The organism is Sphingopyxis witflariensis, assembly GCF_002205635.1.
GTDB classification, from domain to species: Bacteria; Pseudomonadota; Alphaproteobacteria; order Sphingomonadales; family Sphingomonadaceae; genus Sphingopyxis; species Sphingopyxis witflariensis.
Map to the genome: position 1 here is coordinate 53,932 of NZ_NISJ01000005.1, position 24,670 is coordinate 78,601.

The window sequence follows — 24,670 nt, forward strand, 5'->3', positions numbered from 1 at the left end:
TTATGAGCTAATTTTCCACAATACGCGTATTGTGATTTGATTTTTCTGCGATTCGTGATAGTCATGCCTTCGAAAAGATTCGCAGGTGAGGATGGCACATGGCAACCACGAACGACTATCGCCTCGGCGAATTCACCTATCCGCGCGGCTGGTTCATGATCGGTCGCTCCGAAGATGCGACCACGAAGCCCGAGGCGGTCCGCTATTTCGGTGAGGATATGGTCCTCTATCGCGGTCAGAGCGGCCGCGTCTTTTTGATGGAGGCCTATTGCCCGCACATGGGCACGCACCTTGCAAAGAACACCACATCCTATGTCGTGATCGACGGCACCCAGGTCGAGGGCGATAATATCCGCTGCCCCTATCACGCGTGGCGCTTCGGACCCGACGGCCGCTGCAACGACATTCCCTACTCCCCTGCCCCGCCGCCTAAAAAGGCCTGCCTGAAAAGCTGGCAGGTGACTGAGCGCGCGGGCTGCCTGTGGGTTTGGAACGACGTCGAGGGCGGCGAAGCGGACTATCCGCTACCCGAGTTCCCGCAATGGGACGACCCGACGTGGATCAACTGGACGATCGAAGATCTGGGCGAACTTGGCAGCCACCCGCAGGAGATCATCGACAATATGGCCGACAAGGGGCATCTCGTCCCCGTCCATGGCAGTCAGGACATGGAATTGTTCGAAAATGAGTTCGACGGCCATATCTGCAGGCAGATATTGAAGGCCGGCCACCGCACGCTGACCAGCGGCGACGAAGGCATGACCAACGACACCTGGTACACCGGCCCGGGGATTCTCCAGTCGGCAATGGTCGGCGACTATCCCTCGCACATGCTGATCGCGCACACGCCGGTCGACGATGGCGTCGTCAAAGTCTGGTATGGCCTGTTCGTCAAATCGCCGAACGCGGTTCCGACCGACGAAGATGTCGCGATCGCCAAAGCCTATGGCGACGCCGGGGTTCAGGCCTTTGCCCAGGATTTCGAGATTTGGGGCAACAAGCGCCCGTGCATCCACCCGATGATGGTCCGCGGCGACGGACCCTTCGACAAGGTGCGCATCTGGTACAAGCAATTTTACAACCCGCGGGCCGCTGCGGCGCAATATCAAACGCGCGTCAACGGCCTGTACATCTCGCGCGGCACCACGCGTGACCCCTGGGACGACGCCGCCTGACCTTCCGGTGGTGATGGGCCTCGGCTAATCCAAGCCGTCATTGCGAGCGGAGCGAAGCAATCCAGGGCGGCCTTGCACCGTTCTGGATTGCTTCGCTCCGCTCGCAATGACGATTCATGAACGGCGCGCGCACCGCCCCACTTAGCACTCGATCGCACGACACGACCTCTGACTCGCCGGGGCGACGAACCCGCGATCGCACGCCCGAACCTGCCACGCGAATCACGGCCGACGCACATCAATTGCGGATTGATATATGCAAAAATATCTCATCTTGATGGTCCAATCATCACAATTCTCGTGATTTGCGTAATTGAGATTGACTTTTTATACGAATACTCCTTCAATCCCAGCAAGAATGGTTCCGGCAAGGAGCCACCACTTCAGGGAGGGAAGAATGTCAGACCATTACCGGAGCATTTCCAGATTTCTCGCGATCGGGGCCAGCGTCCTCGCGATATCGGCGCCTGCCTTGGCGCAGGAAAGCAATAGCGAAGCATCCAATCTGGATACCATCGTCGTCACAGCGCAGAAGCGCGAACAGAATTTGCAGGATGTTCCGATCGCGATCAGCGCCATCGGCGCGGCGAAGCTGGAACAGCTGCAAATCAACGACACCCGCGACCTCTCGGGCCTTGCGCCCAATCTGACCATCTCCCCCGCCACCACCAACCATAGCGCGGCGGTCATCTCGATCCGCGGCATCCCCTCTGGCGCCCAAGAGACCTTCGGGCTCGACATGGCCAATGCCGTTTATGTCGATGGCGTCTATGTCGCGCGCTCCAGCGCCGCCGGCATGAGCGTGATGGACCTCGAACGCGTCGAAATCCTCCGCGGCCCGCAGGGCACCTTGTTCGGCCGCAACACGACGGGCGGCGCGATCAGCTTCGTCTCGCGCAAGCCGTCGGACGAATTCCGCCTCAGCGCCGAGGCCGGCTATGGCAATTTCAACGCCTGGAACGGCAAGATCGCGATCGATAGCGGCGAATTGTTCGGCGGCCTGAAAACCAGCTTCGGCTATGCCCATAGCGAGCGCGACGGCACCGTCGACAATATCCTGGAACCCAGGAAATCACGCGACCCCGGATCGCGCAAGTCGGATGCGTTTCGCGTTGCTGCGCTGGCTGAACTCGGCGGCACGGGCAGCATCCAGTATATTTTCGACTGGAGCAGGATCAGCGGCAACCCCACCGCATTCCAGCTGACCCACGTCGCCAATGGCACTTTCAACCCGCCGCAAATTGTCGATGGTCAGCCGGTGGTCGTGACGCAGCAGGCACCGGTTGCTCAATATCTTGCCGGCGCTACTTTCCTCGAACCCGGCTGTCAGGCGCTCGGCGCCCCGACCCGCTCCTATCGAGACAAGATTTGCCTGAACTCGGACGAGCAGACGACCGACAAATCCTGGGGCCATAATCTCCAGATCAAAAATGACTTCGAGGCCTTTGCCGTTAAGCTGACCGGCGGCTATCGCACCTATACCAGCGTCAATACGGGGAACGACCTCGATGGCCTCGGCACCATAAGCGGGCCAGCCTTCTCGAACGCGACGCTGTTCAACGGTATGCCCGAAGCACTACTCGCGTTCATTCCAACCATTCCGGCGGCAGCACGGCCGTTCATTGCAGCTTCGCCAGTCCCGACGACAACGCAGGACCTGTTCGATACGAGCCATCGCAAGCGCCAAAAACAGTTCAGTACCGAACTTGAGGTGTCTGGCGATAGCGACCTGCTCGACTGGGTCGTCGGCGGCTTTTACTTCTGGGAAAAAGGGACCGAAAACAACCCTCAGACCAGCGCCTTCATTCTCGACACGAACAGCATCTTCACGGCAAACTTCGGACCGCTCGGACCGCAGTTCGTCGCGGCCAACCCCGCCCGCTATCGCGCGGTCGTAACGCCCGCGGTGCTGAACTATTCCGCCACCAATGAATCCAAGGCCATTTACGGACAGACGACCATCTATCCGACTGGCCGCGATAGCGGGCTCAGCCTGACGCTCGGCGGCCGTTACACCTGGGACAATAAGCGGATGGCCCGCACGCAAAATGGCGCGCTTCCGCTGGCGCGGATCGAATCGGGCGAAGGCAGCTTCAGGAAATTCACCTGGAACGCGATGGCGCGCTATGAATTCACCCCCGAAGTCAGCGTCTATGCGCGCGCAGCGACCGGATATCGTTCGGGTGGCTTCAACGCACAGGATCCGGTGATCACCGGAACGACTACCCTGCCCAGCTTCAAGCCGGAAACCGTGACTTCCTATGAACTCGGCGTGAAATCGGAATTGTTCGACCGCCGCGTCCGCCTCAATATCGCGGGCTATTATAATGAATATGACGATCTGGCGGTCATCGTTCCGGTCACCGACGCGCCCGCCGGCACCTTCGCTTCGCGGATCGGCAACGCCGGCAAGGTCACCTACACCGGTATCGAGGCCGATCTTCAGGCGTCGCTCACCGACAATTTCTCGATCGACGGCACGATCGGCTATGTCGATATCAAGACCAAGTCCTTCCTGGCTGGCCAATCGCCCACGTCGGGCGCTCCGGCGGTCGACATCGCATCGGTGGTGCGCCCGACCTATACCGCGCCGCTGACCGCCAATATCGCGCTCAACGCCCGATTCCCGATCGGATCGGGCGGCACGATGATCGTCGGACGCGTGGGCTATACCCATGAAGACGGGCGCTATAATTTCAGCAACGCGCTGTCATCGCCGTTCAACGAAGCGCTGAAGAGCGATCCGCGCGATCTCGTCGATGCTCAGTTGGCGATCGAGAAGCTGCCGCTGGGCGGCGGCGATGCGCGGGTCATGCTGTGGGTCAAGAACCTCACCAATGCGAAGGATATGATCCGCGGTATCGACTTTGGTCCGCTGGGTTATGCCGGCGGCTATTTCGCCGATCCGCGCACCTATGGCGTCACCGTCGGAATGAAGTTCTGATCGATCTTTGAGGAGGCCATCGCGGTCTCCTCACTCCATAAAAATGCCCGTCCTGACCTTGGTCAGGATGGGCATTTTTTATGGAATCAGATGTCGGCAGCGCGCGACGATAACCGCGAAAGCTGCCGTCACGCGGAAATCTATTGTGGCCGAGGCCAAAGCGGCGGAATCGCCTCTCCGCTCAATTCGATGATTTTCTTGAGGATCCGCTTGCCTTCGGCAATCTCACTCGCCGAAAAATGTTCGAGCAAATCATCCTCATACGCCTTGGCGACCGAAAGGATTTCCAGGAAATCCTCCCTCGCCCGCTCGCTCGGCCCATAAGCGCCATCCTGCTCGATGAGCAAATGCCGCTCGACCATCGCATCGAGCTTTGCCTGATCGGGATCATGGCCGGTATGCTGCAACGCGGCCTGCAAATAATCGAGCGTGACCGGCCCATTGATCGCCGCTGCAGATATGGTGAAATATTCCACCTGATCGAGCCCGAGTTCCGCAAGCTTTTCCCATGTCGGACGCGATGTCTGAAAATGCGAGCGCGACAAAAGATAAAGGAAGAAATCCTCGGTGAAGCGACCCTGCTCTAACTCCACCCCCGATATGATTTCGGCGGCGACCTTCGGGCGGGACTCCGCATATTTTCCGGCATGAAATAGCAACGGCGCATGATCGCGATGATCGAACGTCACCACTTCGCCGACGAAAATAATATGGTCGCCGCCTTCATATTGATGAACGGTCTTGCACTCGAACTTGGCGGAATATTCGCGCAGCACGGGCGACCCCAAGGTCCCGGCCTCCCACACCACATCCTGAAACTTGTTCTCGCCGGCACGGGCAAAGCGGTTGGACAGAAGTTCCTGATTGGAACTCAAAACATGGATCGCAAAATGTCCGCTATCGCGAAACGCCGTCAGCGACTGCGACGTTTTGGCCAGCGACCACAGAACCAGTGGAGGATCGAGCGAAACAGAATTAAAACTGCTTGCGGTGACACCGACAGGGCAATCCGTGTCCAATGCCGTCGTAACAACGGTGACCCCGGTCGCAAAACTGCCCAATGCATTCCGGAATTCGAGCGTGCTAAAACTATCCTGATTCATCATGGAAAACGCTAGCATATCCGCGAAATCAACGGAACATGTTTCAGCATAGTCGATGAGCATTTGCAGCGAAAAGCCGTCCGTCAATTCAACGATCGCGCGCGCCGAACAGCACTCTCGAAAACGAACTCCTTCCCCTCTCAACGGTTCATGATAGAAGAATTTTGAACCATATCGGGAATTTTTATCACTGATTCCGCCTCCATTCCAGGTGGCGGAATGATCCGCCAGCGTTCGGATATCTCGACCCGATCGAAAATATGGCGCCCCTGGGTAATGAGCACCGCACCGAAGCTCGCGAAAAGAAAGGCGGCGGCGGCGAGCACGACGGCCCACATATCGGGATCGGCATGGGTTTGCGTCAGATGGAGCGCGGCGAGCTGCCGGGCCGCAAGCCAGGCTAGGCCCCAAAGCGCCGCGCCCGCGAAGCGCAGTCCAATGTCGGTTCGCTTGTCTTGATGCCAGTGCCGCATGCTACATTCCTTGATGTAGCCAAGCAGTTATGCCCCGACGCGTAGCAATTCGAGAGCGATTCCGGACCTCGGCATAGTCTTTGCGTAAAGCCCGAAGGCCCGGTCCGATGCGCTCTGTTTCAGTGGTCCCCAAGCAGCCGATAACCGACGCCCAGCTCGTTGGCAATGACGCTGCCGACGGCGCCGGGGGCCTCGATCTTCTGCCGCAGATTGCGGATCACGATGCGCAGATATTCGACCGGCGCTTCTTCGGGGCCAGTCCACGCCGCCGCGAGGATACGCTGATGCGTGACGACGCGCCCGACATTGGCGGCAAGCAGCGCCAGCACGTCATGCTCCTTGCGCGTCAGATGCGCCTCGACCCCGCCGCGCCGCGCGATACGCTGGTCGAGGTCGACCTCCAGATCGCCCTTGCGGAAGATTTTGGGCGCGGTTTCGGACACCCCGCGATGGCGCAGCGCGACGCGCAGCCGCGCGAGCAATTCCTCGCCGTCGAACGGCTTGGTGACATAATCGGCGGCGCCAAGGTCGAGCGCCGCGACCTTCTGATCGGTGGCATCGCGCGCCGACACGACGAGAATGACGGTGTCGCCCTCCTTCTTGAGCAGGGGCACGAGTTCCAGCCCGTCGCGATCGGGCAGGCCGAGATCGAGCAGCACCGCATTGGGCCTTTCCGCCGTCGCCATCGCGAGCGCACTGCGTCCGTCGATGGCCTCGATCACCTGATGCCCGGCGCGTTCGAGCGTGTTCCTAAGCAGGCGCCGGATCGATTGCTCATCGTCGACGACAAGAATTTTGGCGGACATCAATACTCGCTTTCCGGGCTATTGTTGCGCACGATGAGGGCGGAAGGGAAGCACAGGCTGAAGCGCGCGCCGCTGCCGTCGCTGCGGTTCGCGGCCTCGACCGTCATCCCCATCGCCTCCGAAAAGGCTTTAACGATCGCGAGACCAAGCCCGGTGCCGCCGACCGCGCGGTCGGAGCCTTCGAAGCGGCGGAAGGTTTCGAACACCTCAGCCTCACGGCCCGGAGGAAGCCCCGGCCCCTGATCGATCACCGACAGCTTGAGCATGCCGAAACTGTGCGCCGCCTCGATCAGGATCGGCGTGCCGGGATCGGCATAGCGGCCGGCATTGTCGAGCAGGTTGAGCAGGCAATGGTGGAGCAGTTGCTGGTCGACCTTGACCAGCGGCATCGCCGACGGAACGGCAAGCTCGATCGCATGCCCCTCGAGCGAGCGCCGCGCGTCATGCGCCGCCCCCGCGACGGCGTCGGTGAGATCGACCGCCTCAACCTTCAGATTGAGCGCTCCCGCCTCGACCCGCGCCATGTCGAGCAGATTGGCGACGAAGCGGTTGAGCCGCGCCGCCTCGCTCTCGATCGTCGCGATGAGTTCGGGGGTCGTGCCGTGGTGGAGTTCGGCCGCCGCCGCCATCACCGCAGTCAGCGGCGTGCGCAAATCGTGGCTGACCGACGAGAGCAAGGCCGCGCGCAGCCGGTCGCGGGTGCGCACCGCCTCGACGTCGCGCATATCCTCCTCGAGGCGGAGCCGTTCAAGCGCCAGCGCGGCCTGATCGACAAGGCTGGTGAGCAGCGGCAGCTGATCGGGGCGCAGCGGATCGCCGCCATCATCCTTCGAGAGGCCCAGCACCCCCTGCACCTTGTCGCCCGCGCGCAGCGGCTGGAAATACCAGTCCGACGCCGCCAGCGTCCCCGACCCTTTGCCGGTCGGCGCCGCATTGTCATACGCCCATTGCGCCGCCGCCATCTCCATCGTTTCGAGCCGGAAATCCATGCCGCTGGCGGCCTGAACCACCAGCCCCGACCCGTTCGGTACCAGCACGACGGTCCGCGTATCGAACAGCCGCGCAATATCTTCGCAGATCGTGCGCGCCAGCTCGACCGGATCGCTCAGCGGCGTCAGGCGGCGCAGGAAGCCCGCAAGCGCCGCGTTGGTCCGCGCGCTCGCCGCCGCCATATCGGCCTGCGCCCGCACCCGCGAAGTCAGCTGGCTGGTCAGCGCCGCGACGCCGAGCAGGACGAGGATCGAGATGATATTTTCGGGATTGTTGACGGTCAGCGTGCCCGTCGGCGGCAGAAAGAAGAAATTATAGGCGAGGCTGGAGACGAGCCCCGCGAACAGCCCGGTACGAAGCCCGAACAACGTCGCCGCCGCCATCACCGGCAGCAGATAGAGCAGCGCGACATTGCCGAGATCGAGGATATGGAACAGCGCGCTCGCCGCGGCAGTGACCCCCGCGACCATCAGCGCGGTCCACATATAACCGCGCCGCGATCCCCACGGCCCGCGCGGCATGCGAAAACGCGCGGGCGCATCGGCGGAAACCTCGAGCGGAAGGACATGGACCGCCACCCCCGGCGTCTCGCGCACGAGGCGATCGACGACCGATCCGTGGCGCAATTCGAACAGGCGCGAGCGATGCGTCTTGCCGACGATGAGCTGGGTCCCGCGGGCGTCGACCAGAAACGCCTTGAGCCCGTCGACGATCGATGTCGCGGGCACCGTCGCGACGACGCCGCCGAGCCGGGTCACGAGGTTCATCACCGCGGCAAGGCTCCGATGCTCCGCCTCGCCGAACGACTGCGCACGCTGTGTCTCGATATAGACGGCGGTCCACGGCGCATGGAGCGCGTCGGCGCTGCGCTTGGCGGCGCGGACCAGCCCGTCGGCGCCGGGCAGTTCATTGATCGCCACCACGATCCGCTCGCCACCCGCCCAGGTGCCGCCGACCCCGAGCGCGCGGACATGGTCGAGCATCTGCGCATCAACCGCCTGCGCCGCGCGCCGCAGCGCCAGTTCACGGAGCGCCGAGAGATTGGATTTGGAGAAGAAATGCGACAGCGCGCGCGTCGCTTCCTGCGGCAGATAGACTTTGCCCGCCTTCAGCCGTTCAATCAGCTCGTCGGGCGGAATGTCGACGACCTCGATCTCGGCCTGCTCGAGAATGGAATCGGGCACGGTTTCGCGAACACGGACGCGGGTAAAGGACGCGACGACGTCGTTCAGGCTTTCGATATGCTGGATGTTGAGCGTCGAATAAACGTCGATCCCGGCGTCGAGCAGCTCCTCGACATCCTGGAAGCGCTTGGGATGTCGGCTCCCCGGCGCGTTGGTGTGGGCGAGTTCGTCGACGAGCACGAGGCGCGGCGCGCGTTCGAGCACCGCGTCGATATCCATCTCGTGGAGCGTGCGGCCTTCATAGGGAACGGCGCGGCGCGCGACGATCTCATGCCCGCGAACCAGCGCCTCGGTCTCGGCGCGGCCGTGGGTTTCGACGACGCCGATCACCACATCGACCCCGTCGCGCGCGCGCGCCGCGCCGTCGGTCAGCATCTCATAAGTCTTGCCAACGCCGGGCGCTGCACCCAGAAAAATCTTCAAGCGTCCTCGGCCCTCCTGCGACGCCTGCCGCAGGAGGGCTTGTGGATCAGGGCGATCTGTCTCGCCCGCCCTCACTGAGCCGGGCCGGCCCCAAGGCGATCGAGAGCCTGGTTGAGCGCGAGGACGTTGACGCGGTCCTCACCGAGGAAACCGAGCATCGGGCCCTTGGTCTCGGCCGCGACAAGCGCACGGACGCGGGTCTCGGGCAATCCGCGGATCTTGGCGATGCGCGGCGCCTGCGCCAGTGCCGCTGCGGGCGACAGGTCGGGGTCCAGCCCCGAGCCGCTGGCGGTGATGAGATCGACCGGAACCGCCCCGGTCACGCCTTCGGCCTGCCGCTTTTCGACGTCGGCCTTGACGCGATCGGTCAGCGCCTGCGCGGTCGGGCCGAGGTTCGAGCCCGACGAGGCAAGCCCGTCATAACCATCACCCGCGGCCGAAGGCCGGGTCTGGAAATAGCGTTCGGAAGTGAAGGCCTGCCCCACGACGGTTGAACCGATGACCTTGCCCCCGGAATCGCGGATCAGGCTGCCATTGGCCTGGGCAGGGAAGAGGGTCTGTCCGATACCGGTCATCGCCAGAGGATAGCCGATGCCGAGCAGGATGGCGAACAGGATCGTCATGACGATCGCAGGTCGCAATGCGGATGTGAAATCATTGCCCATGGTTATGCTCCCTCAGGCGAGACCGAGGCCGCCAACGGCCAGGTCGATAAGTTTGATGCCGATGAACGGCGCGATCAGACCGCCCAGCCCATAGACGGCCAGGTTGCGGGCAAGCAAAGGCCCCGCCCCCATCGGCTTGTAGGCGACGCCGCGCAGCGCGAGCGGGACGAGCAGCGGGATGATGAGGGCGTTGAAGATGATCGCCGACAGGATCGCGCTTTCGGGGCTCCCCAGCCCCATGACGTTGAGCACACCAAGCCCCGGGTAAAGGACGACAAACATCGCGGGGATGATCGCGAAATATTTGGCAACATCGTTCGCGACCGAGAAGGTGGTGAGCGCACCGCGGGTCATCAGCAATTGCTTGCCGAGCCCGACGACCTCGATCAGCTTGGTCGGATCGCTGTCGAGGTCGACCATATTGCCCGCCTCGCGCGCCGCCTGCGTCCCGGTGTTCATCGCGACGCCGACGTCGGCCTGCGCCAGCGCGGGCGCGTCGTTGGTGCCATCGCCGCACATCGCGACGAGCCGCCCGCCCTGCTGTTCCTTGCGGATCAGTTCGAGCTTGTCCTCGGGCGTTGCCTGCGCGAGGAAATCATCGACCCCGGCTTCGGCGGCGATCGCCGCGGCGGTCAGCGGGTTGTCGCCGGTAATCATCACCGTGCGAATCCCCATCTGGCGCAATTCGCCGAACCGTTCGCGGATGCCCGCCTTGACGATATCCTTCAGGAAGATCGCGCCGAGCAGCTTGCCGTCGACCGCCACCGCAAGCGGGGTGCCGCCCCCACGCGCGATCTCGTCGGTGATACGGCGCAGTTCGGTGGCGGCCGCGGTTTCCTCGACCCCCGGATTGGCCTTGAACACCGAATCGACGGCGCCCTTCTGGATGATCGACGTGCCGATCTGGACCCCCGAGATGCGCGTCTGCGCGGTGAAGGGGATGACCTCGGCGCCCGACGGCAGCGCCTGGGTCGTGACGTTGAACCGTTCGCGCGCCAGAACGACGATCGAGCGGCCCTCAGGCGTCTCGTCGGCGAGGCTCGCGAGCAGCGCCGCTTCGGCCAGTTCGCCGACCTGAACGCCGCCGACCGGGCGGAATTCGCTCGCCTGCCGGTCGCCGATCGTGATCGTGCCGGTCTTGTCGAGCAGCAGCACGTCGATATCGCCCGCCGCCTCGACCGCGCGGCCCGATTTGGCGAGGACGTTGAAGCGCACGAGACGATCCATGCCGGCGATGCCAATCGCCGAGAGCAGCGCCGCGATCGTCGTCGGGATGAGCGTGATGAGCAGCGCCGCAAGGATGCTGACGGGGATTGCGCCGCCCGCATAAGAGGCGAAGCCCGGAATGGTGCCGACCGCGATCAGGAAGATGATCGTCAGGCCGACAAGCAACAGGGTCAGCGCGATCTCGTTCGGCGTCTTCTGCCGTTCGGCGCCTTCGACGAGTGCGATCATCCGGTCGAGGAAGCCCTGCCCCGGACCCACGGTCACCCGCACGCGGATCTCGTCCGATATGACGCGCGTGCCCGCGGTGACCGCCGAGCGATCGCCGCCCGCCTCGCGAATCACCGGCGCGCTTTCGCCGGTGATCGCCGCCTCATTGACCGACGCGACGCCAAAGACGACTTCGCCGTCCGACGGAATGAGGTCGCCGGTTTCGACGAGGACGATGTCACCGATTTTGAGCGCGCTCGCGGGAACATTTTCGATCTGGCGGGCGTCGCCGCCCTTGAGCCGCTTGGCGGTCAGTTCGGCCTTGGCGGCGCGCAGCGAGGCCGCCTGTGCCTTGCCGCGCCCCTCGGCCAGCGCCTCGGCAAAGGTGCCGAACAACACCGTGAGCCAGAGCCAGATGACGAGTTGCAGCTTGAAGCCGGTCGCAAGGCCATCCTGCCCGACGACGAGCAATATGGTGAGCAGCACCGCGACGACCGCGGTGGTGAACATTACCGGGTTCTGGACCAGTTCCTTGGGTTTGAGTTTGCGAAATGCGTCACCGATCGCCGGAACGATCAGGTCGGCGGTGAACAGCGATTTTGTGTCTGCGCGTGCCATATCGGCCCCCCGCTTAGAAGGTTTGACCGCTGATCATCGCGAGATGATCGGCGATGGGACCGAGCGCGAGGCTCGGCAGGAAGGTAAGGCCGCCCACGATCAGAATGATCCCGACCAACAGGCCGACCCAAAGGCCGCCGGTGGTCGGAAACGACCCTGCGCTCTCGGGCGTATATTTCTTCGCCGCGAGGCTCCCGGCGATCGCCAGCATGGGCACGATGATGAAGAAGCGGCCAAGCCACATCGCCACACCGAGCAAGCCATTATACCAGGGCGTGTTCGCGGTCAGACCGGCAAAGGCCGACCCATTGTTCGCGACCGCCGAGGTGAAGGCGTAGAGGATCTCCGAAAAGCCATGCGGGCCCTTGTTGAGCGGCCCGGCCAGCCCCGCTTCGGCCACCGACGAGAGCGCGGTGAAGCCAAGGATGGTGAGCGGCAGGATGGCGATCGCCAGCACCGCGAGCTTCACTTCGCGTGCCTCGATCTTCTTGCCGACATATTCAGGCGTCCGGCCGACCATCAGCCCGGCGACGAACACCGCGAGGATGGCGAACAACAGGAAGCCATAGATGCCCGCACCGACGCCCCCGATGACGACTTCGCCGAGCTGCATATTGAACAGCGGGATCATGCCGCCGAGCGCGGTGAAGCTGTCGTGCATCGCATTGACCGCACCGCACGATGCCGCGGTGGTGACGACCGAGAAGAGCGCCGACGCGGCAATGCCGAACCGGACTTCCTTGCCCTCCATATTGCCGCCCGTGATGCCGAGCTGATGCAGGATCGGGTTGCCCGCGGCTTCCTGCCAATATGTGATGCTGACACCGGCGACGAACAGGATGAGCATCGCCGAAAGAATTGCCCAGCCCTGACGCGTGTTGCCGACGGCCTTGCCGAAGGTCCAGGTCAGGCCGAAGCCGATCAGGAAGATCGACAGCATCTGCACGAGGTTGGTCAGCGCATTGGGGTTTTCGAACGGATGCGCGCTGTTGACGTTGAAGAAGCCGCCACCGTTGGTGCCGAGCAGCTTGATCGCTTCCTGGCTGGCCACCGGGCCGAGCAGAAGCGACTGTTTGGCGCCTTCAAGCGTCGAGACATCGACCACGCCCGCCAGCGTCTGTGGCACGCCATTGGCGATGTAGAAAATCGTCAGCAACACGCAGAGCGGCAGGAGCAAATAGAGCGTCACCCGCGTCGCATCGGCCCAGAAATTGCCGATTGTCGTCGCCGACTTCCGTGCAAAGCCGCGAAACAGCGCGAAAGCGAGCGCGATGCCCGTCGCCGCCGACAGGAAGTTGTGGATCGTCAGCCCCAGCATCTGGCTGAGGTTCGACATCGTCGATTCGCCGCCATAGCTTTGCCAGTTGGTGTTGGTCGTAAAACTGATCGCGGTGTTGAACGACAGATGCTCGCCGACCCCGGCCAGCCCCTGCGGATTGCCCGGAAGCACACCCTGAAGCCGCAGCACGGCATAGGTAAACAGCAAGAGCGTGAAGTTGAAGAGGAGCATGTGCACCGCATAACGGCGCCAGCTTTGTTCGGCATTGGGGTCGATGCCAGCGAGCTTGTAAAAGCCGCTCTCGACGGGGCCGAGTAGCGCGTGAAGCGGGGTTCGGCGCCCTTCGTAAAGCGCGAAAAGCCATAGGCCGACCGGTTTGGTCAGCGCGAGCAAGATGCCGATAAAGGCGAAGATGAGGATCCATCCCTGAATGGTCATACGGGCGCTCCCTTCTAGAAGCGTTCGGGGCGGATCAGCACCGCCACGAGATAGAGAAGAAGACCGATCGCGGTGATCGCGGCGAGCCAGAGGTCGATGGTCATGGCGTCACCTCACGCATTGTCGCACAGGCGGACATAGGCGAGCGTTGCCGCCAGCAGTCCGGCCAGTATCGAAATCCAGAGCAGATCCTGCATCTTCGTTCCTTCCTAGAATGCCGCGGTCAGCGACACGACGACCGCCGCGTCGGCGATCGATCCGATGCCATCCTGGCCTTTGCTGAAGCCGGGCTGGAGGTAATCCGCCTTGGCTGCGGAAATGTCGGTATCGACGTAGCTGACGTTCAGCGTCAGATTGCGCCACGTCGCATCGGCGCCGATCGACCAGTCCCAATAATTGCCGGTAGGCGTCAGCGCGGTCGCATTGGGGCCGAGCCCGTCGTGACCCGAGCTATGTCCAATATGGGCCTTGGCCGTGATCGGCGTCCCCGCGATCGCCATCGCAGCATCCCCCCAGACATAGAGGTTATCCTCTTTGTCGCCGGGGTGATTATATACGCCCAGCGCAGCGTCGGCGCCCGTATTATACCAGCGGCCAAGCGCCTGCTGTTTCGGGGCATAAGCCGCGCCCGCGGTCAGCGTCGCGGGTCCGGCGGTGCCGGTCAGTTTGACATAGGGTTCGGCGAAATCGCTTTTGTCCGCGCCGCCCGGATACATATACCAGGTCAGTCCGACATCGAGCGTGGCATTGTCCGACAGCTTCGCCTTATACCCCCCGATCAGGTCAAGCTCCATATTGGCACCGCCGAACGTGCCCCAGCTCGACAGGTTCGACGCCCACGCCCCGGCGTAAAAACCGCTTTCGTGGGTGATCGTCACCCCGCCCTGAACCGCCATATTCTCGTCGGTCTGCGACACGCCGCGAAAGCGATAGTCGGAGGTCAGCGCCGCCGAACCGCTGACGACGATCGCAGGGGCGGCCTCTTCAGACTGCGCATAGGCTGGCGCCGCGGCGAAGCCCGCGAGGCCGATCATCGGTACAAACAGATATGTGTGCATAAGTCCCCCATTCGCAACTCCGGCACCGCCAATCGGTGCGGAATGCGAATCTTGAGGGGGCTCAATTAGGTGGGGCGGGCATTTCAATTCGAGAGCGAATTCGGCCATCCGCATATGTTTTGCATATGCTGACGCGATTATTGTCGGTTCGCGCGCCGGAGCGGTTAGGGTGTGACGGTGATGCTCGTCATTGCGAGGAGCGAAGCGACGCGGCAATCTCCAGCTATCGACCATGCGCAAGTTCGATGGCTGAAGATTGCTTCGCTTCGCTCGCAATGACGATAGAGAGCGCCGTCAGTTGGTCCAGTAGACATAATCCTGACTATCCTTCCACGGCGCGTTGAGCGGCACGTCGATCCGCACCGGCGCCTCGATCAGCCCTGGCCAGATCGGCTTCGCCATATCCCTGTTCTGCGCCACCAGCATCGCGCGCATCTGCGCGACCCGCTGCGGATCGGACGCCGCCAGATCATGTTTTTCGGTCGGATCGACGGCGAGATTATAGAGGCGCGCCTGTTCGGGGCGCTTCGTCACCTGCAATTTCCAGTCGCCCGCGCGCACCGCGCGATAGTCGCCCGATCGCCAGTAAAGCGCCTCGCGCTTCGCCGAACCCGCGAGAATATTCTCGCTGTCGATCCGCCGGTCGCCCGGCACCGCCGCCCCCGCCGCGCCGGCGATCGTCGCAAACAGGTCGATATGCCCGGTCATGTCGGCACGCTGCGTCGCGGGTGCGATTTTCGCCGGCCAGCGCATGAAGAGTGGGGTGCGGATGCCGCCCTCAAAGAAGGTCGCCTTCCATCCGCGATACGGCGCGTTGAGATGTTCGATGCCATTATACCAGGCACCGCCATTGTCGCTGGTGAAGATGACGAGCGTATTGTCGTCGATCCCCTGCTCTTTCAGCTTCGCCATCACATCGCCGATGCGCCGGTCGAGCTGCGCGATCATCGCGCCATAGACGCGGGTCTTGTGATCCTTGATCTGCGGCAGCCGGTCATAGTCGGCGCGCGTCGCCTGCAATGGCGTGTGCGGCGCATTGAAGGCCAGATACATGAAGAAGGGCCGGTTCCGGTTGGCCTCGATCGCCGTCATCGCCTGATCGGCGAAATAGTCGGTCATATGCCCCTTGGGGTGGAAACGCTTGCTGCCGTTGAAGGTGACGGCATGACGCAAATTGGCCCAGATGAAGCGGTCGATGCGGTCCCACGGCAGCTTCGCATTGACGACATCGGGGTCATCCTCCGCCATGAACATCGCCGCGCCGCCGAGCACCGCAAGGCTTTCGTCGAAGCCCTGCGCTTGCGGTTGCAGCGCCGGAGCCTCACCGAGATGCCATTTGCCGATATGCAATGTGTGATAGCCCGCCGCCTTCACCGCCTCGGCAATCGTCACCTCGCTCGCGGGGACGCCCATGTCGGGATAATCGGGAATGTCGGGGGTGATCAGATCGCCGTGGAATATCGGCTGCAAAGGCCCCACCCCCTCGCCATGCGCCATATTTTCGGCGAATTGCACCGGCACCGCAGTATATTCGAAGCCGAAGCGCGTCGGGTAGCGCCCCGTCATCATCGCCGCGCGCGACGGCGAGCAGGTCGCGTTGGCGGCATAGGCGGTGGTGAAATTCATCCCCTGCCGCGCCAGCGCGTCGATATTCGGGGTCTGAACGATCCCGCCCGCGACCCCGCCGCCATTCAGACTGATGTCGTTGAACCCAAGATCATCGGCAACGATCAGGATGATGTTCGGCGGGCGTTTGCCCCCAGGCGGACTGGGGGGCGCCTTCGCCGGCCCCTGCTGCCACACGACCGGCCGGTTGTCCTGCACCGGATCGCGCCAGTCCTGGAGCAACCCGGGCAGGCGATATTTATTCACCTGAAAGCCCCAATATCCGCCCGCCGCCAGCGCAGCTACCACGCCCAGCGCCACCCACCGCTTTTTCATCGCCCCACCCATTCCCACATGGTCCATATTATGGCACTATATGTGTCATTATATTCCGGCGCGCGCAACCGGCTTTGGCGTGGCCCATTGACCCCGGCGGAAAACCGGGCCAGCGGAGGGCATATGACAATGGGAGAGCAAAAAACGATCAAGCCAAAGGCTGCCTCCGCGCGTGTCGACGGCCGGCGCGAACGCAGCCGGTCGAGCCACCGCCGCATCGTCGAGGCGATGATGGAGTTGATCGCGGGCGGCGACCTGATGCCCAGCGCCGCACGCGTGGCCGAAGAGGCCGGCATCGGCCTGCGCACCGTGTTTCGCCATTTCGACGATATGGATTCGCTCTACGGCGAGATATCGGCGACGATCGCCGAGCGGGTGCTCCCGATCGTCATCGCCCCCTATGCCGGCGACGACTGGCGCGCGCATATCCGCGAACTCGCGCGGCGCCGCGTCCGCGTGTTCGAGACGATGCTGCCCTTCCGCCTTGCCGCGAACATCAAACGCTACCAGTCGCCCTTTCTGATGGGCCAATATGGTCAGGTCATCACGATCGAGCGCGAACTGGTGCTGCGCCTGCTGCCCGCCCATGTGCTGAGCCATCGCATCACGGCGGAGGCGCTATGCGCCACCCTGTCGTTCCAGAACTGGCGCGCGCTGCGCCACGACCAGAGCCTGTCGTCCGAAGAAGCGGGCACGGTGACCGCGCATATGGTCGAGGCGCTGATCGCAACGCTGCCCGCCGAGGGGTGATCGCGCGGGCGGCGTGGACTGATCCGGCTGGCAGCTAACGACCAATTGCGGACATCGCGAGATGGCGTAATAGAACGAGATCATCTCGCTTCGGCTCGCCACTACGGGTAGAAGGAGCGATTGATTAAAGTGGGGCTGACAATGAAGATGTTGTTTATGGTGATGCTTTCCGTTGCGTTGGCCAATTCGGCTGTCGCGCAGTCCCCTACGGTGGATCAACAGCCAAAGGGCGCTGCCAAGCTCGATTGGAACGCAAAGCCTCGCGCCTTTAGCACCGGTGATTATGAGCAGCTTTTATCATGCACGCTTTCACGGCACCCAAAGGAAACACGCGGATACGCCGAGTATCATTTGCATTGGCGCGACGTTCAGACCCCGGAACAGAATGAGCGTGACCCCAATAGCCAACTGTTCTTGCCAGCATTAGAAGGCTGTTTGCAGATGGCCGATGGCGAACCATACCCTTTCTCCCTCGATAAGTTGATCGCCGATTGGGGAAAAGCTCATAGTTTGATTGTCGTGGATGCTGCTTCGCTTGCAAGGTGCGCCGCGCTCAACAACGTTGGGGCAGCACGCGGATATGTAGCGGTCGCTAAAAATCCGGCCATGAAAGCGAAGTCGCTCAACATGATGCAAACTGCACTAACAATGCCGCCTTGTAAGCCCGTGAAGCCCTTTTCGGCGACACAGAGCGAGTTGCTCTCGCTGCTCACCAAAGAGTTAGCTGATGTCGAATAGATGCCCTCACTGAAGGGGCTAGGATTGGTCCGCTTTCCACCCCAAAGCCGACATCTGCCGCTCGAAAAAAAACGCTGTCCTACATAATCCGGCTGTGCCAGCCTCCATCCCGGCTCTTTGAATTGTTGGATAAAGGCGGTCGCTACCCGAACGGTCGGGTGCAGCCAAGACGCGACGCGCCGGGTCCGTCCAGCACGCCGTAAGGTCCAGAACGGGCGATGCATAGGGCTGAACTTTGCTGAACTTTGGAATGATTACACGGTCCTTGCGCCGACCCGAACCGGGATCCAACCCGGGATGACGAAAGAAGGCAATGGCGCTTCTCCACCCCAAAACAGCCATTGTGACGAATATGAATTTGTGCGCGCCGCCTAGGCTTGGCGGGCACGACGCCGCCGCCGAAGCCCCCAGACAAGCGCGGACAACAGCACCAATATCCCGCCAACCCACAGCCCGAGCTTGATCAGACGTTTCTTGCCCTGCTGCTCAAAGGCGTAGCGGTTGATCTGTTCGTCAGCGGTATAGCCCGCGGGCATGTCGAGCACGCCGTTCGCCTTCGCATAAGCCCGATAATCTGCGCGCATCGCGGCGAAACGATCGGGCATCGCGGCCGACAGGTCGCGCGTTTCACCGGGATCGCGGCGGATATCGAACAGCCGCCACTTCCCGTCGCCGGTCGGCGCCAGATTGCGCACCAGCTTGTAATCGCCGCGGAACAGCGCAGCATTGCCCGACAATTCATACCCGAGCGGCGCGTCGCCATGGACGCTGCTCTTGCCGCCGTCGCCGAGCATCGGCGCAAGGCTGCGCCCCGCAACCGGCTCGACGCTGCGCCCCTGCCATGTGCCGCCATGGCCCGGCACCCCGGCCAGATCGATCAGTGTCGGCAATATGTCGGTGACATGCGCGAAACCGCTGCTGATCGCGCCCGTGCGGATTTTCGCGCTACCCGGCCAGGCGATGATCAGCGGGACGCGCAGCCCTCCCTCGGTCGCGCTGAACTTGTACCCCGACAGCGGCGATACGGCGGCGCTCGCCCAGCCCGGACCGATCGCGCTGAAACTGCCGCGGCGGCCGATGTTCGCGGTCGCAAGGTCATATTCCATGCCCAGGAACAAGCGGTTGCGCAGGCTGTGGAACGGGTTTGTCGGCTCGGCGCCATTGTCCGACAGGAAGACGAAGATCGTATTCTCATAATCACCACTGGCTTTCAGCCGTGCAACGAGGCGCCCGACCTCGCGGTCCATCGCGGTCGCCATCGCGCCATAGGCCTGCATCACGCGCACCGCAGCGGTGCGCTCGTCGACATCGAGCTTCTTCCAGTCGGGCGTCGTCGGCATCGTCACCATCGGCGTCCCCGCAGGCATGATGCCGAGCGCCGCAGCGCGTTTCGCCCGCGCTTCGCGCAGCGCCGTCCAGCCATCCTGATACATCGCCGAATAGCGGGCAATATCGCTGTCGGGCGCCTGCACCGGGATATGGTTGGCGAGGAAGTTGATCGAAGCGAAGAAGGGTTTGCCGCTTTTGCGGTCGGCATCGATATAGTCGAGCATCTTCTGCACGACGAAGCGCGACGAATAATAATCCTTGGGCAGCGTCGCGGGCTTGCCATTTTCGGTCCAGGCGGCGGTGTCGTACATCCCCTCGATCGGGCGCTGCTCGAAATTGTCGGCGCCCGCATCGGCGAGGCTGAAGGCACGATCATAGCCCCGCGCTTCCGGAAGCCGGGTCGGGTCGCTGCCCAAATGCCATTTGCCGGTCAGATAGGTGCGATAGCCCGAAGCGCGGAGCAACTGCGCAATGGTCACGACGCGGTGGTTCATCACCGTGTCGTACCCCGGTTTGCCGCGATGCGCGTCGGGGATGGTTTCGGGCATATTGCCGAGCCCGGCGCGGTGGTTCATCACCCCGGTCTGCAACATCGCGCGCGTCGGCGAGCAGGAACCCGACACATGGAAATTGGAAAAACGCATCCCTGCATGCGCGAGCGCGTCGATATTCGGGGTCGCAAATTCGGCGCCAAAGGCGCCCACATCGCTGAACCCCCAATCGTCAGCAAGCAGGAGGACGATATTGGGGCGCTGCGGCGGCGCGGCGGCGCGCTGAGCCTGCACTGGCTGCGCCGCGAGCAGCGCAGCAAAAATGATGATGGCAGCGCGCCCGGGCCCTCGGCCAAGCGGCCGGGCCATCCCCCAATTGAACAAGCGCACTGCCATCACTCCTCCCCCGAGGATATTGGCAGTCCTTATGTCAATATATTCCCCGTAGCAAGGGGCGTGTTATCAAAGGCGTGCGCCTATCGTTCGCGGTAATTGGGCGCGCGCTTTTCGAGGAAGGCGGCGAGCGCTTCCTTATGGTCCTCGGTCGCCGACAGGATCACCTGCTGCCGGTCCTCGATCGCCATCGCGGCGTCGAGGCTCTGTGCGTCGATGTTTAGGTTCAGCGCCTGCTTCGACAGGCGCAGGCCGTGCGGGCTGGTCGCGAGCATCTCGTCGGCGAGCGCAAGGCCGCGCGTCAGCAGCGCATCCTCGTCGACGATCTCGCTGATCAGCCCGGCGCGCAGCGCCCGCTCGGCGTCGATGAAGCGCCCGGTCAGGATCATCTCGGCGGCAAGGCTCGCGCCGACAAGCCGCGGCAGGAAATAGCTCGACGCCATGTCACAGCCGCCAAGCCCGATGCGAATATAAGCGGCGTTGAGCTTCAGCGACGGCGCGCCATAGCGCACGTCGGATGCGAGCAGCAGCGACAGCCCGCCGCCGCACGCCGCGCCTTGGCCGAGCGCGATGATCGGCTGCGGACAGGCGCGCATCTTGCGATAGATATTGCCGATGCGCGTCTGGGTGCGCAGCGTGCGCAGCACCGGGGTTTCGTCGCTCGCCCGGTCCTCGCGAATGTCGAGCCCGGCGCAAAAGCCGCGCCCGGCGCCGCGCAGAATCACGACGCGAACCTCAGGACGCTCGGCGAGCCCGCCGAAATAGGCATTGAGCTCGTCGACCAGCGCTTCGTTCAGCGCGTTGAGGCTGTCGGGCCGGTTGAGCGTCGCAATCTCGACCGCCCCGCGCGTCTCGATCAGCAGCGCGCTGCTCACAGGCATTGCCCGTCGTCGATGGTGAACACGCTACCGGTCACGCCGATCGACGCATCCGACGCCAGAAAGAGCAAAGGCACATGGAGGTCGGTTGCGGGGCGGGTGCGCTGGCGCGGGAAGCTGGCGACGAGCGCCTTGCCGACGTCGCTCGCGAGCATATCGCCGGTCATCTCCGAATCGAAATATCCCGGCTGGATGATGTTCACATTGATCCCGCGCCGCGCCCATTCGCGCGCCAGACTGCGGCCGAGGTGACGGACCGCCGCCTTGGTCGCGCCATACATCGAAGACGCGGCATAGATTTTCTCGGCGGTGATCGATCCGATCAGGATGATACGGCCGTGGCCCTTTTCACGGGCACCTGCCTTGTCGAGCCGCTTCGCGCCCTCGCGCGCGGTCAGGAACACGCCGCGCAAATTGGCGGCGATCAGCGTATCGACCTCGTCCATCTCGAGGCTCAGCGCCATCTTCTCGGTCGCGACGCCGGCGTTGGCGATGATCGTATCGACGGTGCCAAAGGCGGCCTCGGCGGCATCATAGGCGGCGATGGTCGACGCTTCGTCGGTGACGTCCATCGACACCGCAACCGCCTGCCCGCCCGCAGCCTCGATCGCTGCCACTTGTTCCGCGAGCTTGTCGGCGCGTCGCGCCGCGAGCACGACCTTGGCCCCCGACGCCGCAAGCGCCTTGGCAAAGCCGGCACCCAGCCCTGACGAAGCGCCGGTCACGAGCGCAACGCGCCCCGTCAGATCGAATTTGGGTTGCTCGGCCATCTGTCTCTCTCCTTCGCTGCTTGCGATGCCTTGGCGTCGATTGACGTTTACGTCAACCTGACATGACGCGCCGGGTAACGGTACGGAAAGGGGTTGACGGCGATCATTTGTTCCCTTATTGTTCTCATCGTGCACACACAACCTCTCCCCCGTCGCAGCTGCCAAGCGCAGCGGACGGGGGACAAAACTTCCCCCTCCCCTTCGACATTTCCGGCAGAAACCTGCGGAGCCCATTGATCGTCGCGGCAAGTGACGGCAGATATGGTCGAACCATATGTGATGGGAAAAGGGGCCTTCACATGACATCATCGTTCGGCGCCCTGATGGATCGGAGCTAAGCCCATGCACGGCGTCGAAGCATTCGAACTTGTTCTTGGGCTATTGGTCCTCGTCATCGGACTTCACTGGCTGGCGCTGAAGCTGCGCTGGCCACCCGCGACCGCCCTCCTTGTCGGCGGCGGCGCGCTGGCTTTCGTCCCGGGGTTACCGGCGATCTCGCTCGATCCCGAACTCGCGCTCGTCCTCTTTCTACCACCCTTGTTGATGGACGGCGCCTATTACACCGCGCTCGGCCGCTTCCGGCGTCACCTGCCGGGCATCCTGTCGCTCGCCGTCGGCGCCGTAGTTTTCACCACGCTTGTCGTCGGGGTCGTCGTCCACTGGATCATTCCCGAACTGCCGTGGGCGGCCTGCTTTGCACTGGGCGCGATCGTCTCGCCGCCCGATGCGGTGTCGGCGCGCGCGGTACTCAAAGGCGTGCACTTGCCCCGCCGGCTCGAAGCCTTGCTCGAAGGCGAAAGCCTGCTCAACGATGCGACCGGGCTCATCCTGTTCCGCTTTGCCGTCGCGGCGACCCTCAGCGGAGTCTTTCATACGGGCGAAGCAGTCCAGAGCTTTGCCTTTGTCGCGATCGGCGGCGTGATCGTCGGCGCCGCGGTCGCGGCCGGTTGGGTATTTCTCGCGAGGCGCTTCGGCGACCGGATGCTGGTCATGCTCATCACCCTCTTGCTGTGCTGGGCCGCCTATCTCGCCGGCGAAGCCGTCCATGTTTCGGGGGTCATCGCGACCGTCACCGCCGGGCTCGCCATGGGCTGGTATCAGCATGTGATCCTGTCGGCCGACGTCCGCCTTCGCGCCAATTCGGCGTGGCAGATCATGGTGTTCGTCCTCGAAGCGCTCGTCTTCATCCTGATCGGCTTTTCGCTGCGCGGCGCCATCGAACGGGTTGGCGGGATCGGGGCGATCCCGACTTCGTGGGTCCAGGTCATCATCGCGGTCGTGCTCACCGTCACCATCGCGCGCTTCGTCTGGATTTTCGCGTCGGAGGCCATCCTTGAAATCGCGCGCAAAGCGGGACTGAAACGCGCCCGCCCGCTGGGATGGCGACAGGCTACGATCCTCGGTTGGGCGGGAATGCGCGGTGTCGTGACGCTGGCGGTTCCGCTGACCTTGCCCGTCGACATGCCCGGCCGCGACCTGATGCTAATCTCTGCCTTCGCGGTGATCTTCGCGACGGTCGTCGCGCAAGGGTCGAGCCTTGGCGCGCTGATCCGCAAAGTCCGCCCGGTCGACACCGACCCACTGGCGAAAATGGCAATGCCCGCCGCCGAAGCGGCGATGGCGCGGGCGCGGATGGCGGTCATCGAGGAACTCGCTTATGCCCCCGACGGGACGCTCATCCACCCGCAGATGCTCGAAGAACATCGCAAGCGAATGCGCTTCATGGAGCGCTATGAAGAAGATGCGAGCGCCGCGATGGACAATCTGCGTCCGCATTTCGACGTCCTGCTTCAAGCCATCGCGGCCGGGCGCACGGAACTGATCCGGATTCACCGGGCCGGACTGATCGAAGACGAAGTGCTCCACGAACTGGAGCGCGACCTCGACGTTGAAGAATTGACGATCACTTTTCAGCGCGGCGATTAGCACCGGCCCATTTTCTTGCACGCCGCATGAGAGCGGCAGGCGAAAGCGACCTCGCACATATTATGGCAATCGATAGCGGCTCGGCGGAATACCCAGCACGCGCTTGAACATCGTGGAGAAATTGCCCGGGCCGTCATAGCCAAGATCATAGGCAATTGACGTGACGGCCTCTCCCGCCGCCAATTTCGGGAGGGCGACCGACAGGCAGGCCTGCTGGCGCCATTCGGCGAAGCTCATCCCCGTCTCGCGCCGGAAGAGCCGCGTGAAGCTGCGGCGGTTGATCCCCATGGCATCCGCCCATTCGTCGATCGTCGCGGCAGCGCTCGGCCGTTCAAGGAAGGCGTGGCATCGTCTTGCAAGCGCCGGATTCGACGGGAAGGGAACCGCCAGCGGAATCAGCGGCGCAACATCAATTTCCGCCATCAACAGATGCATGACCAGCCCATCGCGCCCGGTGGCGTCATATTCGGGGGGGACATGGGCGGCGGCACCGAGCAATTGGCGAAGCAGCGACGACACGCCGACGACCTGACATTCGGCTCCCCGCCCGGGGCATTCCCCGGGTTCGACGAGAACGCTGCACGTCTGCACCGCGCCCACCATACGCACCGAATGCGGGGTGCCGCCGGGAATCCAGACCGCGCGTTGAGGCGGCGTGACCCATGCCCCTGCTGGCGTGCTGACCGCCATCACGCCCGTCGCGGCATAGAGAAACTGGCTGCGACGGTGCCGATGCTCGGCCAGTTCGAACGAATCCGGATAGTCGTGGCCGATCGCGATGACCGGCCGGGCCACATGATCATTCTCGTCCGGATAATAGTCCATTCTGTCCCACTCACACAAATGATTGGCTCATACAAGCAA

19 protein-coding genes are annotated in these 24,670 nt (G+C 63.2%); 5 read left to right on the forward strand and 14 right to left on the reverse strand.

The genetic code is table 11. The features are described 5' to 3' along the window. Positions 1-98 precede the first annotated feature (98 nt). Both CDQ91_RS10765 and CDQ91_RS10770 read left to right on the forward strand, forming a co-directional pair. The gene (locus CDQ91_RS10765) at positions 99-1,175 is read left to right on the forward strand and encodes an aromatic ring-hydroxylating dioxygenase subunit alpha (RefSeq protein WP_088472738.1); all 1,077 of its coding nucleotides are present in this window, start codon (positions 99-101) and stop codon (positions 1,173-1,175) included. A gap of 397 nt (positions 1,176-1,572) precedes the next feature. Continuing rightward, positions 1,573-4,119, forward strand: coding sequence for a TonB-dependent receptor (locus CDQ91_RS10770; RefSeq protein ID WP_088472739.1), 2,547 nt, complete (start codon positions 1,573-1,575; stop codon positions 4,117-4,119). Positions 4,120-4,259: 140 nt separating this feature from the next. Here the strand turns inward: CDQ91_RS10770 and CDQ91_RS10775 are convergent, their stop codons facing one another. The 10 genes from CDQ91_RS10775 to CDQ91_RS10820 form a co-directional block, all read right to left on the reverse strand. Next, positions 4,260-5,285: a flavin reductase family protein gene (locus CDQ91_RS10775; protein ID WP_144036755.1), complete on the reverse strand. Its 1,026-nt coding sequence runs from the start codon at positions 5,283-5,285 to the stop codon at positions 4,260-4,262. Between the two features lie 77 nt (positions 5,286-5,362). Further along, positions 5,363-5,695, reverse strand: coding sequence for a hypothetical protein (locus CDQ91_RS10780; RefSeq protein WP_088472741.1), 333 nt, complete (start codon positions 5,693-5,695; stop codon positions 5,363-5,365). 119 nt (positions 5,696-5,814) lie between these two features. Then, positions 5,815-6,501, reverse strand: a complete 687-nt coding sequence (locus CDQ91_RS10785; protein ID WP_088472742.1) for a response regulator transcription factor — start codon at positions 6,499-6,501, stop codon at positions 5,815-5,817. Next, positions 6,501-9,098 carry a DUF4118 domain-containing protein gene (locus CDQ91_RS10790; RefSeq protein ID WP_419722559.1) on the reverse strand — a complete coding sequence of 866 codons (2,598 nt, stop codon included), beginning with the start codon at positions 9,096-9,098 and terminating at the stop codon, positions 6,501-6,503. Before CDQ91_RS10790 ends, CDQ91_RS10785 begins: the two co-directional genes overlap by 1 nt. A gap of 71 nt (positions 9,099-9,169) precedes the next feature. Further along, the gene (gene kdpC / locus CDQ91_RS10795) at positions 9,170-9,763 is read right to left on the reverse strand and encodes a potassium-transporting ATPase subunit KdpC (protein ID WP_088472744.1); all 594 of its coding nucleotides are present in this window, start codon (positions 9,761-9,763) and stop codon (positions 9,170-9,172) included. A gap of 12 nt (positions 9,764-9,775) precedes the next feature. After that, positions 9,776-11,815, reverse strand: a complete 2,040-nt coding sequence (kdpB, locus tag CDQ91_RS10800) for a potassium-transporting ATPase subunit KdpB (RefSeq protein WP_088472745.1) — start codon at positions 11,813-11,815, stop codon at positions 9,776-9,778. A 13-nt stretch (positions 11,816-11,828) separates the two neighbouring features. Beyond that, complete coding sequence (gene kdpA / locus CDQ91_RS10805; protein WP_088472746.1) at positions 11,829-13,532, reverse strand: potassium-transporting ATPase subunit KdpA; 1,704 nt, start codon at positions 13,530-13,532, stop codon at positions 11,829-11,831. A gap of 14 nt (positions 13,533-13,546) precedes the next feature. Then, the gene (gene kdpF / locus CDQ91_RS10810) at positions 13,547-13,636 is read right to left on the reverse strand and encodes a K(+)-transporting ATPase subunit F (RefSeq protein ID WP_088472747.1); all 90 of its coding nucleotides are present in this window, start codon (positions 13,634-13,636) and stop codon (positions 13,547-13,549) included. A 105-nt stretch (positions 13,637-13,741) separates the two neighbouring features. Next, positions 13,742-14,590 carry a TorF family putative porin gene (locus CDQ91_RS10815; RefSeq protein ID WP_088472748.1) on the reverse strand — a complete coding sequence of 283 codons (849 nt, stop codon included), beginning with the start codon at positions 14,588-14,590 and terminating at the stop codon, positions 13,742-13,744. A 294-nt stretch (positions 14,591-14,884) separates the two neighbouring features. Next, a complete protein-coding gene (locus CDQ91_RS10820; RefSeq protein ID WP_088472749.1) occupies positions 14,885-16,531 on the reverse strand; it encodes a sulfatase-like hydrolase/transferase in 1,647 nt (548 codons plus the stop codon). A gap of 129 nt (positions 16,532-16,660) precedes the next feature. On the opposite strand from CDQ91_RS10820, the gene CDQ91_RS10825 reads away from it, so the two are divergent. Together CDQ91_RS10825 and CDQ91_RS10830 are read left to right on the forward strand one after the other, a co-directional pair. Then, positions 16,661-17,281 carry a TetR/AcrR family transcriptional regulator gene (locus CDQ91_RS10825; protein WP_237245939.1) on the forward strand — a complete coding sequence of 207 codons (621 nt, stop codon included), beginning with the start codon at positions 16,661-16,663 and terminating at the stop codon, positions 17,279-17,281. A gap of 141 nt (positions 17,282-17,422) precedes the next feature. Continuing rightward, positions 17,423-18,019, forward strand: coding sequence for a hypothetical protein (locus CDQ91_RS10830; RefSeq protein ID WP_088472751.1), 597 nt, complete (start codon positions 17,423-17,425; stop codon positions 18,017-18,019). A gap of 371 nt (positions 18,020-18,390) precedes the next feature. On the opposite strand, the gene CDQ91_RS10835 is transcribed toward CDQ91_RS10830, so the two are convergent. From CDQ91_RS10835 to CDQ91_RS10845, 3 genes are all read right to left on the reverse strand, one after another. Beyond that, on the reverse strand, positions 18,391-20,235 hold the full coding sequence (locus tag CDQ91_RS10835) for an arylsulfatase (RefSeq protein WP_237245940.1): 1,845 nt from the start codon (positions 20,233-20,235) through the stop codon (positions 18,391-18,393). Positions 20,236-20,315: 80 nt separating this feature from the next. Then, the gene (locus tag CDQ91_RS10840; RefSeq protein ID WP_162290834.1) at positions 20,316-21,107 is read right to left on the reverse strand and encodes an enoyl-CoA hydratase/isomerase family protein; all 792 of its coding nucleotides are present in this window, start codon (positions 21,105-21,107) and stop codon (positions 20,316-20,318) included. Continuing rightward, complete coding sequence (locus CDQ91_RS10845) at positions 21,104-21,880, reverse strand: SDR family NAD(P)-dependent oxidoreductase (protein WP_088472753.1); 777 nt, start codon at positions 21,878-21,880, stop codon at positions 21,104-21,106. Before CDQ91_RS10845 ends, CDQ91_RS10840 begins: the two co-directional genes overlap by 4 nt. 342 nt (positions 21,881-22,222) lie before the next feature. Here CDQ91_RS10845 and CDQ91_RS10850 point away from each other — a divergent pair, with 342 nt between their 5' ends. Next, a complete protein-coding gene (locus CDQ91_RS10850) occupies positions 22,223-23,806 on the forward strand; it encodes a Na+/H+ antiporter (RefSeq protein WP_088472754.1) in 1,584 nt (527 codons plus the stop codon). 60 nt (positions 23,807-23,866) lie between these two features. Here CDQ91_RS10850 and CDQ91_RS10855 read toward each other — a convergent pair whose 3' ends face one another. Further along, positions 23,867-24,631: an AraC family transcriptional regulator gene (locus CDQ91_RS10855; RefSeq protein ID WP_088472755.1), complete on the reverse strand. Its 765-nt coding sequence runs from the start codon at positions 24,629-24,631 to the stop codon at positions 23,867-23,869. Between the last annotated feature and the right edge of the window lie 39 nt (positions 24,632-24,670).